The organism is Rheinheimera sp. MM224, from assembly GCF_947090785.1.
GTDB lineage: Bacteria > Pseudomonadota > Gammaproteobacteria > Enterobacterales > Alteromonadaceae > Pararheinheimera.
Map to the genome: position 1 here is coordinate 4,387,361 of NZ_OX352320.1, position 11,943 is coordinate 4,399,303.

General features: G+C 48.4%; 11 protein-coding genes. 3 read left to right on the plus strand and 8 right to left on the minus strand.

The genetic code is table 11. The annotated features are described in order from the left end of the window. Window positions 1-10: 10 nt before the first annotated feature. The 5 genes from OM978_RS20410 to flgB are packed head-to-tail and all read right to left on the minus strand — an operon-like array spanning window position 11 to window position 3,603. Entirely contained in the window at window positions 11-739 is a 729-nt protein-coding gene (locus tag OM978_RS20410) for a flagellar basal body rod protein FlgF (protein WP_264344258.1), read from the minus strand. A gap of 24 nt (window positions 740-763) precedes the next feature. Next, window positions 764-2,116, minus strand: coding sequence for a flagellar hook protein FlgE (locus OM978_RS20415; protein WP_319633888.1), 1,353 nt, complete (start codon window positions 2,114-2,116; stop codon window positions 764-766). A gap of 11 nt (window positions 2,117-2,127) precedes the next feature. After that, window positions 2,128-2,799, minus strand: a complete 672-nt coding sequence (locus tag OM978_RS20420) for a flagellar hook assembly protein FlgD (RefSeq protein WP_264344259.1) — start codon at window positions 2,797-2,799, stop codon at window positions 2,128-2,130. A gap of 10 nt (window positions 2,800-2,809) precedes the next feature. Continuing rightward, the gene (flgC, locus tag OM978_RS20425) at window positions 2,810-3,226 is read right to left on the minus strand and encodes a flagellar basal body rod protein FlgC (RefSeq protein WP_264344260.1); all 417 of its coding nucleotides are present in this window, start codon (window positions 3,224-3,226) and stop codon (window positions 2,810-2,812) included. Window positions 3,227-3,228: 2 nt separating this feature from the next. Further along, complete coding sequence (gene flgB, locus OM978_RS20430) at window positions 3,229-3,603, minus strand: flagellar basal body rod protein FlgB (protein WP_264344261.1); 375 nt, start codon at window positions 3,601-3,603, stop codon at window positions 3,229-3,231. 78 nt (window positions 3,604-3,681) lie between these two features. On the opposite strand from flgB, the gene flgA reads away from it, so the two are divergent. From flgA to OM978_RS20445, 3 genes are all read left to right on the plus strand, one after another. Beyond that, the gene (gene flgA, locus OM978_RS20435; protein ID WP_264344262.1) at window positions 3,682-4,446 is read left to right on the plus strand and encodes a flagellar basal body P-ring formation chaperone FlgA; all 765 of its coding nucleotides are present in this window, start codon (window positions 3,682-3,684) and stop codon (window positions 4,444-4,446) included. 78 nt (window positions 4,447-4,524) lie between these two features. Then, window positions 4,525-4,812 carry a flagellar biosynthesis anti-sigma factor FlgM gene (gene flgM, locus OM978_RS20440; protein ID WP_264344263.1) on the plus strand — a complete coding sequence of 96 codons (288 nt, stop codon included), beginning with the start codon at window positions 4,525-4,527 and terminating at the stop codon, window positions 4,810-4,812. After that, the gene (locus OM978_RS20445) at window positions 4,809-5,243 is read left to right on the plus strand and encodes a flagellar protein FlgN (RefSeq protein WP_264344264.1); all 435 of its coding nucleotides are present in this window, start codon (window positions 4,809-4,811) and stop codon (window positions 5,241-5,243) included. The genes flgM and OM978_RS20445 overlap by 4 nt, the downstream gene beginning before the upstream one ends. Before the next feature lie 72 nt (window positions 5,244-5,315). On the opposite strand, the gene OM978_RS20450 is transcribed toward OM978_RS20445, so the two are convergent. From OM978_RS20450 to OM978_RS20460, 3 genes are read right to left on the minus strand one after another with little or no spacing between them, the layout of a single operon-like run. Beyond that, complete coding sequence (locus OM978_RS20450; RefSeq protein WP_264344265.1) at window positions 5,316-7,538, minus strand: GH92 family glycosyl hydrolase; 2,223 nt, start codon at window positions 7,536-7,538, stop codon at window positions 5,316-5,318. Window positions 7,539-7,561: 23 nt separating this feature from the next. Beyond that, the gene (locus tag OM978_RS20455) at window positions 7,562-9,352 is read right to left on the minus strand and encodes a sodium:solute symporter family protein (protein WP_264344266.1); all 1,791 of its coding nucleotides are present in this window, start codon (window positions 9,350-9,352) and stop codon (window positions 7,562-7,564) included. A 5-nt stretch (window positions 9,353-9,357) separates the two neighbouring features. Beyond that, window positions 9,358-11,910 (minus strand): beta-mannosidase, encoded by a 2,553-nt coding sequence (locus OM978_RS20460; protein ID WP_264344267.1) that lies wholly within the window; start codon window positions 11,908-11,910, stop codon window positions 9,358-9,360. Window positions 11,911-11,943 lie beyond the last annotated feature (33 nt).

Genomic DNA, 11,943 nt, shown 5'->3' on the forward strand with positions numbered 1-11,943 from the left:
AATTGTCCTGTTAACCGCTAATCAGTTTGTTGCCGGATACGGCCAGCTCATCTGCTGTTTTCATCATTTTGATATTCAGCTCAAACTGACGGCTGATATTCATGGTATTGACCATCTCTTCGACGGCATTGACGTTGGAACCTTCCAGTACGCCCGAACGCAAGCTGATGTTTTCCGCCTGATCCAAAGGTTCCCCATCGAGAGCGCGGAATAAGCCATCAGCACCTTTCACCATCACTGTGTTGTCGGAGTCCACCAGCTTGATGCGTTCTTGTTGTTCAATCACACCACCGCCTACAGGCAACAGGTTTAAGGTACCGTCAGCGCTGATATCAATGTCGCCAAACTCTGGCAATTGAATAGCGGCAGCGCCACCCATCACAGCAAAACCATTAACAGTCAGCTCACCATTGGCGCCCACCTGCAACTCACCAGAGCGGGTATAAGCTTCATCACCATTGGCGTCCTGCACTGCAATAAAACCTTTATCGCTGACCGCTACATCCAGATCGCGGCCGGTCTCCATCATGGCGCCAGCTTGCAGATCGGTAGCTACAGGCATTAACTGCGCCTGAAAACGGGTGCGGTAACCTTCGCCTGTGATTTGCAGCGATTTGGCTTGCTCCATGTCGGCTTTAAAACCAACGGTATTGACGTTCGCCAGGTTGTTCGCCGTGATACGAAGGGCGGTTTGAGCAAGCTCAGCTCCAGATACTGCGGTGTGGATCAAACGTTCCATAAGCTAATCCTTAAAAGTCAGTTCTTACACAGCGTTAAACAGCACTTGCATCATTTCATCTGCAGTACTGATAGTTTTGGCGTTGGCTTGATAACTTTGCTGGAACGACATCAAATCAACCAGCTGCTTGCTGATATCGACGTTTGAGCCCATATAAGAGCCTGCTAAAATGGCACCAAAACTGCCTTCAGATGGCACACCTATTAAGGCCTCGCCAGATTTTTGGCTGGCATACCAGGTGGTGTTATTGGCGGTTTCCAAACCTTGTGGATTGGCAAAGTTAGCCAAAGCAATCTGGCCTTGTAGTTTCACTTCACCGTTAGAGAAAGTAGCGTAAACGCCACCATCTTCAGCCACAGCGACACCACTGAATTCACCTGAGGTATAACCGTCTGCTTTGTTTTCATACAAACCAAAAGCAGAACCAAACTGGGTACTTTTTACCAGGTCCAGTTTGATATTCATCGCCTCTGCGCCGTTGCCTGGTGTGAATGCAAAGTTCAGTTCACGTTTACTAGCAGGATCGGTCACGTTGTTATCTAAAGGAGGAGTCGATCCGTCCAAAGGCATTAACTGTCCTTTGCCATCAAAGGTCATCCGGGCGACATAGGCTGTATCCAGATTACCTTCGCTGTCTTTGGCTACAATTTCATTGGTACCGGCAGCAAGACCAAAAGCCGTAGCGTCCAATGGTTTCCCATCCATGTAGTAGGTCACATCCCACTGATTTGCACCGGCATGGTTAAAATACTGGGTTAAGGTATGACTGTTGCCTAAAGAGTCAAAAACTTCGCTGGACTGAGAGTAGCTAAAAGCAGTGCCATCTTTAGGGTCAAAAGGGACTATGGCTGTTGCTGGTGGAACAATCACTTGCGTAGGCAATGGGATTACATCACTGCCGGAATTCAGATTGAGTGAGAAGTTAATATTGGTCGAAGCTTTAGCCGGAATATTAGCCGCTTCAATTTTCAGGTCAGTTAACAAACCTGGGACTAAATTACCTTGTTCATCAATGCCATAACCCTGCAATTTATCGCCATTGTTGGTGACAATGCTGCGGTCACTGCCATCCATTTTAAACTGACCGGCCTGGGTGTACGCCAGACGACCATTTTCAGAGATGATAAAAAAGCCTTTGCCAGTGATGGCTAAATCCAGGCTTTGGCCCGTACCCACCAGATTGCCTGCTTTTTCAAAGTTTTCGCTGGTTGCAGACACATTGACACCACTGCGCTGGCCACCACTGTATAAAGCAGAAAACTCTGTGCTGGTAGTTTTGTAGCCTGCAGTACCTGCGTTGGCGATATTATTTGATGTCACTTCCAGTGCTTTTTGGGTCGAACTTAAGCCACTCAGGCCAATACTAAACATCGACATTATGCGGTTCCTTAACTCTGAGTTGTTTTAGACAACTGGTTGATATCAAAAAGGTAATGATTACCTAAGCCGTTGACCTGCAGGATGATGTCATCCGGTCCTGTGCCTACAGACACCCGTTCTACTTCATTGGTCAGGTAGGTAGGCACTTGTTGTTTGGTGGTATTGAGCTGCACTTCAGCCTGTATGCTGTAAGCACCGGCTTTCTGTTCAGGAAAAGCAAAACGCACTGTGCCTATCGCAGGGTTTTCCAGAGTAATTTCATCCGCCAAAGTGCCTTTACTGTCATATAAACGCACTACAACTCTGTCGACTTTGGCACCGAGGTTAAGAGCGCCTTCGACCTTATCTGCCTGCTCAAGCGACACTGTGTCGGCTTTTACATCCACTTTCTGACCGACCAGGCTGGTTGCTTCCATCGCCTGCATGCTTTGCATGTATTTGATTTGCTGGCCGGACTGAATATTGAGGTTCTCTAAACTTTCCACGCTGCTAAATTCTGCCAACTGGCTGACATACTCTGTGCCATCCATAGGATTCAGCGGATTCTGGTTGCTGATTTGTGCCACCAGCAGTTCCAGAAACATGCTGGATAAACCAGCTGCATCGGTTTTGCCATTGCTGGCAATTTGATCCGTTGATGTGGTGTTACGTACAGGTGAATTGTTATCCACAGCTGACATGGTCAACTCCTTATTGGCCCAGCTTCAGCAAACTTTGCTGCATGCTGGAGACGCGGTTCATCACTTCCACAGAGGTCTGGAAAGCACGGGAAGCAGACATCATGTCAGCCATTTCAGCTACAGGATTCACGTTGGAATAAAACACCATGCCATCTGCATTGGCGATAGGGTTATTGGGTTCAAAACGCTGTTCAACTGTGCGGTCTGATTTCACCACACCCAGGGTTTGTACCTGAGCGGACATGGATTTGTTATCAAAGTCCTGAGTGTATAAAGCAGAAAACACCGGCTTGGTGGCGCGATAGGCTTCAGCCTCACTAGAGGCTGCAGTGTCTGCATTGGCTAAATTAGAAGCTACTGTGTCCAGCCGCATCACCTGAGCCCGCATCGCGCTGCCGCCTATGTCATAAATAGCGGAAAAAGACATGCTTATTCTCCCTTAATGGCTTTGTGCAAGCCGTTAATTTTCATATTCAGAAAGGTCAGGCTGGTTTGAAAATCCATACTGTTGGCAGCGAAATTGGCCTGCTCTACGCTGAGCTCAGCTGTATTGCCATCGGCTGACGGCTGAAAAGGCATACGGTATTTCAGCTCTTCACGCACATCAGATGCATTCATGCTGGCGCCATAAGAGCTGGTTAAATCCGACTCAATATTTTGCAGAATGCTTTGATAATCCAGATCCCTTGCTTTAAAACCCGGCGTGTCGACATTGGCCAGATTGCCTGAGATAATCTCGGCTCTGTCGAGGCGAAGTTGCAGTGAAAACGGATGTACACCTAAAGCTTTGTTAAAAAATTCCATCTGAGTGCTCTGTGAATGCAGCAGTAGTGGTGATGGAGGTACAAGCTTTATGCCATCATTAAAAGGCCATACAATTTAATGACTTACACTAAAATCATCGCAAATCTGGCCCCCAGAGCGGAAGCCTTGCTTCCGCTACGGAAGTGGTTAATTTTCCTCCTGTTGTGTTTTCCGCTGGCCGCTTTTGCCAATGCGCAGCTGGAACAGCAGATCCGGTCTCATATCAGTGCCGAAGTACAAAATTTTGCCCGCCAGCTTGGTGCGCAAGGCCAGATCAAGCAGGAATTGGAGTTAATTTTACCCAGTGGATTAGACAAACAAGGTCGCTGTAGCAAACTGGACATCAGTCGCAGTAATAGCCAAAAAGCCCCCTGGGGGCGGGTCAGTTACAGTTTAAATTGCAAAGACAAAACCAGCTGGCAAAGCAGGGCAACCGCAAAAGTCCGGGTCTGGCTGCCGGTTGTGGTGGCGAATCAGGCTATTCAAAAAGACGAACTCTTAACTGAAGCTATGTTGGGTACCCGCCTGACTGAATTGACCCAGTCCAAACTCAGTATCGAATTAAAACCTGAAGCTTTAGTCGGCATGCAAACCAAACGCCGGATCCAGGCCGGGCAAGTGATTAGTCGCCATTTGCTGGAACACAAACTGCTGGTGGAAAAAGGCAGCCATGTGCTTATTCGGGTGCAAACACAAGGTTTTGAAGCCAGTACCAAAGGAATAGCTTTAGAGGATGGCCAGTTAGGCCAGCGTATTAAAGTGCAGAATATAAGCTCTGGCACTGTGTTGGAAGCCGATGTAGTGGCTGAAGCGACGGTACAAAGTATTTTTAAATCACATTAAAGTTTCTTTACTAAGCTGTCGCTTAACAAAGATAGCAGCAGAATTTCGGATCATTATCCGGGTAACCAGGTATCTATCATGGTAAAAATTGACCATTACAGTCAGGTTCAGCCGCTGATTAAAACTGATCAGCACAACCAGACCAGCCAAAGCAAAACCAGTGTCACGGCGACAGCGGCTCCTGAAGCCCAGGCCGCGATCAGCAGCACCACCCAAGCTGTGCAACAGGCTTTTGAGCAGTTGCAGCAACAAAGCGAAGTGGATTTGGACAAAGTGGCCAAAATTAAACTGGCATTGTCCGAAGGTTCATTGCAACTGGACGATGATGTATTAGTGCAATCTATGCTGGATTTTCATAAAAAATGAATCAGACCGCTCTGAAGCACATTATTGCCGGCCTGCAACATGATGCTGATCTGCTGCAACAGCTCAGCCCTATGCTGCAAAAACAGTATGTGTTAATGAGCATGCGCCAGAGCAGCGAACTGGAGCAGTTAAATCAAAAAGCCGCCATGCTGCTTGAGCAATTACAGCGCAATGCAACAGAGCGCTATCAGGCCATGAGCGTATTGCAGTTACAGCCAACGGAACAAGGCTTCGAACGTTTGTTGTCCTCCTTGCCGGAAAAAATCCGCGAGGCCAGCAAGCAATTACTGAACAAAGTGCAGCGGCACACCGAACTGTGCCAGCAGCTGAATCAGAAAAACGGCGAACTCTTGGCTCATCAACGCCAGTTGATGCAAAACCTGCTGGGAATGGAAAACAAAACCAGCTATCCGGATATGCCACTGGGCTAAGCCTGCATCAGGAAACATGGAGTAAGCTGACAGTGTTGATTGTTAACAATGCCAACTTACCCCATTGTCATTTCAGGATCCGAACTCAAATTCCAGCGTGCCGCCAGCGGTCAGTTGCTGATGGCTGATCACTGGCTTCGTCAGCTCTTGACCATTCAGATACAGCTTGTGCACATGACCGGCTCTATCGCCTCTGGTCAGAATTTTAAATACCTTTCCTGCGCCTACAGCAATATTCGCTTGTTCGAACAAAGGTGTACCAATCACATAGTCACCACCAACAGGATTAAGCGGATAGAAACCCAAAGCGCTGAACACAAACCAGGCCGACATCTGACCTAAATCGTCATTACCAGCCAAACCATCAGGTTTGGCCTGATACATAGTGTCGCGGATCTGCCTTATCCTTTGTTCGCCTTTATAACGGTCTTTAGTAAAGGCATACAAATAAGCCACATGGTGTACAGGTTCATTGCCGTGTGCGTATTGGCCTATCAGGCCTGAGATATCAGGAGATACATCACCCTGCATTTCAGAGCTGGTACTGAACAACTCATCCAGTTTGGCCAAAAACGCCTGTTCAGAGCCATACAATCCAATCAATCCCTTCACATCATGTGGCACAAAAAAGTTGTACTGCCAGGCATTGGCCTCGGTGTAATCTGTAGTGCGGTGCGCCACATAAGTGGGGTTAAAAGGGCTGACCCACTGTCCTTCTTTGGTTTTACCACGCATAAAGCCGGTTTCTGCATCAAACAACTGGCGATAACTCTGGGCTCTTTGGCTGAATAACTGATAGTCGTCTTCTTTCTGCATAGCCTTGGCTAACTGCGCTATAGCCCAGTCGTCATAAGCGTACTCCAGGGTCTTGGATACAGCTTCCACATCCAAATCCGACGGTACATAGCCATACTGGCGATAAAAATCTATACCAAACTTATTCTGCATGGCAGAAGCTTTGGCTGCTGCCAGCAGATGTTCAGGTTTCGCCGTGGTCAGGCCTTTTAAGTAGGCATCCACCAGTACAGGCACAGCGTGATAACCTATCATCACATCGGTTTCGTTGGACATCAGATCCCAGGTTGGCAGTAAGCCCGTTTCATCATAAAACCCAAGCAAGGATTTCACCATATGGTCCACTTTGTCCGGATTGGAAATAGTGAGTAACGGATGCAAAGCACGGAAAGTATCCCAGAGTGAAAACAAGGTATAACGCTGGTAATCAGCGCCCTGATGCACAGCACCGTCAGCACCAAAAAAGGCACCGCTGACATCGCTGAACTGCTGAGGAGCTATAAAGGCATGGTACAAGGCGGTATAAAACTTGGTTTTATTGGTTTGATCCGGGTCTGTGACCTGAAACTTAGTAAGCTGCACAGCCCATGCCTGCTCTGCGGCCGCTTTTACAGCAGCAAAATCCTGTGTTGCCACTTCAACTGCCAGATTCGCTTTGGCGCCGTCTATGCTGACATAAGATAAAGCGACCTTAGCCTGAAGGGCTTGCTGCTGTGGCTTGCCAAAATTCAGCACTATTTGTGCTTTCTCCGTCTGTATGCCTGAGCCTTTGACCGGCTGCTGATCCTGATACAACTGATGGCTGAAAGGCTGGTTAAAACGGGCAACAAAATACAGGGGCTGATGTTTAGCCCAGCCTGTCGACAAACGGTAGCCTGACACCGTATAAGCATCTTCCACCTTCAACATGCTCACTATGGCTTTGTCATAGTTCTGGGCATACCCCAAATCCAACAATAGCTTGGCATCTTGCTCGCCACTGAAACTGTATTGATGTACACCGACACGACTGCTGGCTGTCAGCTCTGCTTTGACCTGCTCTTGCGGCAAAGACACGGCATAATAGCCCGGACTTGCTTGCTCATCTTTGTGTTGATACAAACTGAAAATACGGCCTTTGTCATCACGTTTTCGCGTCAGATAATCACCACGAAACGGCATCACCAGCACATCCAACATATCTCCGACCCCTGTACCGGATAAATGGGTATGGCTGAAGCCCAGCAAGGTATTGTCGGAATAATGATAACCAGAGGTCCAGTCCCAGCCTTTAGACGGATTATCCGGGCTCAGCTGCACCATACCAAAAGGCACCAAAGCGCCAGGAAAAGTATGGCCATGACCGCCAGTGCCAATAAAAGGATCCACATACTGCAGCACTGCGGTGGACTGCTGCGCAGGCAGAGCTTTTGTGCTTTGTGCTGCAGTTTCAGTTTCTGCGGCGCAGCCACAGAGAGAGGCCACTACACAAAGCAGCCCCGAATAAAGTAATGTTTTCATGGAATAGCCCGTTTTTGAAGTCTTTAGTCTTTGAGTTTATCCAGCCAGTTTTTCTTCAGGATCCAGGACGTCAATACAGCCAGCATGCTGGCCAGAGCCAGGTAGTACCACTGCTGGATCACCAGATAAATTGGCATTGCCACTAAAGCGATCTGCCAGGTCATGCCCACCAGAATATTAAAAGCGTCACGCCATGGATGGGTATCAGGGTCAAAATTCGGGTCCTGAGCTTTGACTTTGTCATACACAGGTCCCCAGAAACCCCAGGGCCGCACCTGCCGATAGAAGCTGCACAACACTTCATCCGGTTCAGCCGGTGTCAGCAGAGTTCCGGCAATAGAGCCCACTAAACTCAGTAGCAACAATAGAGGAAAGGCATACAAAGGATGAGTATCAGGCAGCAGCAGAGGTAAAAACAACGCCGCCACTAAACCCGCCATCATGCCCCAGAAATAACCATAGGCATTAAAACGCCACCAATGCCATTTCAGTAAGTTAGCCGCGGCATAACCGCCAAAAAGGGCACCAAAAATCCACTGCATAATGTCATTGATACTGCCCAGCATAAAGCCAAGACCTATGCCCACCACCACCAGTATTAAGGACACCCAATAACTTAAGCGAACATAAGTCTGAGTCGGTGCATCAGGCCGGAAATAACGTTTGTAGATATCGTTGACTATGTAGACAGGGGCCGCATTCAACGACGCCGCCAGTGTCGACATAAAGGCCGCCAGCAAACCGGCAATCAATAATCCGGCCAGGCCTACAGGCACAAAATTCTGAATGGCGTAAGGCAAAATCTGTTCAAAATCAAAAGCTGCGCCCTGAGCCTGAATTTCCGGCCCCATAAACACCAGCGCCAGCACAGTCAGACCTGCCACCATCATATAACGTGGGAAAAACATCACTAGCGAGACAAAACCACTCATTTTGGCCGCCTCTTTAGGGGTGCGGGCCGCCAGAATGCGCTGCATATCGTAATTGGGCACCGGGCCTGCCAGACTAAACAGCACTCCTTTAAACAGCATCATCATAATCATCAGGCCAAACAGCTCCAGATTATCGTCCTGCACTTTGTGTTGTACGCTGTCAATCAAGCCGGTCCAGTTCAGATCCAGTTGCCAGCCAAACCAGATAGTGTCCCAACCTTGTGGGGTAGCAGCTTTAATTTGTTCCGGGCTGACCAGCGTAATAGCAATAACGCCGACAGCCAAAGCCGCTATGGTCATAATGACAAACTGCATCACCTCAGTGAACACCACTGAATACATACCACCTTTGATCACATACAAAGTGGTGACGGCAAAAATAATCAATGCATAAGTATCGGGCGACAACTGCCAGGGGAAAAAGATAGCGGCGAACTTGCCTATGCCTTTAAAACCATAAGCAATAAAACCAATAGCGCTGACAATAGCAAAGGCCACGACGATCAACTGACAAAGCTCAACCCCCCGGCCTGTGCCAAAGCGGGTTTCCAGCCACTGAGCTCCTGTCATTACATTAGAACGGCGTAACCAGAGTGACAGATAAATCATCAGAAAAACCTGATTAAAAATCGGCCAGACCCAAGGCAACCAGACACTTTTTAAACCATACACAAAACACATGGCAACCAGCCACATGGTGCCTGCTATATCAAACATACCTGAAGCATTGGACACCCCCAGCGCCCACCAGGGGATTTTTTTACCTGCCAGAAAATAGGCGTTCATATCTGTGCTGGCCATTTTTGCGATGTACATACCCAGGCCTAAAGTTCCGGCCATGTACAAGGCAATAATCAGCAGGTCAATCCAGCTTAAGCTCATCCGTCTTACTCCGTATAACTGTCGTACAGGCTACGACAACGCAGGGTCTGGGCGACAGATCTGACGTCAGACTGGCTTAAACCCGGCATAACCAGTTGGATTTGTTTTGGCTGCCCTGCCAGCAAATCAAAGAAATTATCGGAAAAATTACCCTTTGCGCCGTCCACTTCAATACAACACTGACGGATCAGGGCAGTGCTGCAAAGGTGGAGCGATAACAATCCATCCTGAACCTGCATCCTGATGTCCAGCTTGGGTGCAACCAGCTTTTGCTGTTTGGCTGGTACAAAATAATACAGGTTATCTGTCAGTAAACCCTGCTCTTTGTTAGTTAATCTGACCTGTAACACCAGCTCTTCGGCGTTTTTGTTGGCCAGCAATAAGGCTTTATCCAGCTCAAGCAGCACCACTGAAGCGTTGACTGGTGTCTGCACCAACTGGTTTTGCTGCCAGACTAAATGACCATTGAAGGTCCAGAGCTCCAGCTGCAGTTCAGCATCCAGACTCTGTAGACGATCACTGATTAAGCGCACTGTGATCTGATCGGCGCCTTCATCCAGCACCAGTAAATCAGGCCTGAAACTACGTTTGGCTTGATAGTGCAGAGCTTTCCAGCGACCGTAATAATCGATACCCGACCAGGATGCTGCCGGCCAGGTGTCGTTCAGTTGCCAGTACAACGTGCCCATACAAAACGGCATTGCAGCACGATGCGCTTCAAAGGCCTGCTTTAGCCCTTCAGCCTGCTGCACCTGACTTAAATACAACAAGGCAGAAAAGTCTTTTGGATCCTGATATTCCTGCTGCATGTAACTGCGGATCAGCGCGTTGCCTCTGGGGTGCTTCTGATGCACTTTCAGCACTTCTGAGCTTAACTGCCAGTCTTCTGGCAAGGTAAAACGTGCCATAGAAGCATCAATAGGGAAGGACTGAAAACCAAACTCACTCATAAAACGTGGAATACGGGTTTTGTATTCACTAAAAGGTTGTTCACCATGCCAGACGCCCCAAAAATGGTGATTACCCATATGGTCGGCATCTTCTTCCCAGAAGCCTATAGGCGAGGAGCGCAGGTAAAAACGCTCTGTATCCAGTTCTTGCACTGCTTGTGGCAGGCATTGATCAAATAAACGGATATAGTCTTGTTTCAGGCGCTGATACAACTCGTCGCTATAACCAAACTTTTCCGGCCACTGCCAGTGTTTGATCGCCATATCCACTTCATTGTTACCGCACCACAATGCCAGACAAGGGTGGTTACGTAAGCGTTTGATATTGTAGTGAGCCTCAGCACGTACGTTCTCCAGAAAAGCCGGATCGGCCGGATACAAAGTGCAGGCAAACATAAAGTCCTGCCAAATCAGGATGCCGTGTGCATCAGCCAGCTTATAAAACTCATCATCCTGATAAATACCACCGCCCCAGACCCGCAACATATTCATATTGGCCGCGGTCACAGCAGCAAAGTCGGCTTGATGGCGTTCAGGGGTCATCTGATGGATAAAACTGTCGCCCGGAATATAGTTAGCACCTTTCATAAACACAGGTACGCCGTTTACTTTCAGGAAAAATGACAATCCCATCTCATCCGGCTGGTTCACTACTTCTATGGTGCGCAGGCCTATACGCTCAGAACGGCTATCGGCCTTACGACCGTCAATCAATACTGTGAAACTGAAATCATACAAAAAGGCGTCGCCCAAACCATTGGGCCACCAGAGTTGTGGCTCTGCCAGAGAGAAATCCAGCCGCTGCAACTGTTCAGAACCGTCTAATTGCAGCTGCAATTGCAACTCCAGGGTCTGATTAAGCTCTGGTGCTTGCTGGCATTCCACCACTAGTGTGACTTTTTGGGCCGCCAGTACCTGCAGTTGCAGATCAAAACTAAAGCGGGCTTCCGCTGCATTGAGGCTATGCTGCACGTAATGGGCATCTGCAATACGGACAATATCGACGCGCTGTAAATAAATCGGACGCCAGACACCGCTGGTGACAAAACGTGGGCCCCAGTCCCAGCCAAAATGGCAAGGCGCCTTGCGGCAATACACACTGAGTTTTTCTTCGGATTTGTCGTTCTCAGCCGGATAAGTAAAACCAGCTGCTTTGTGTGCCGGTAAGGTTTCCTGAATAGGCGAGCGGAACTGCAGCTCCAGCAGGTTTTCACCGGCTTTCAGCAAGGAGTGGCAGCCTATACGTTGCCCCACAAACATATTCTGGCTGCTGCCGACTTTCTGGCCATTCAGATACAAATCGCAGAAGGTATCCAGGCCTTCGGCCACCAACTCAATACTCTGGCCGGCCTGTTGGCTTTCAGTTAACCAAAGTTCATCCAGCCAGAAAGATTTACGGTAATGCCAGTCCTGTTGTTCTATCCATTGCAGATGATTTTCGTTATCCCGGTAAAAGGGGTCCTCTATCAGACCATTGGCCAACAGGTCAGTGAAATTGCAGCCAGGCACTGTAGCCGCTTGCCAGTTGTTCGTACCCGCCTGAGAAAAAGTCCAGTCGCCATTCAGACTAAAAATAGCATCAAGAGAGTGAGTGTGATCTGTTGTCATAATGTCCATTACAAGGTTAAAACTGTTGCTGTT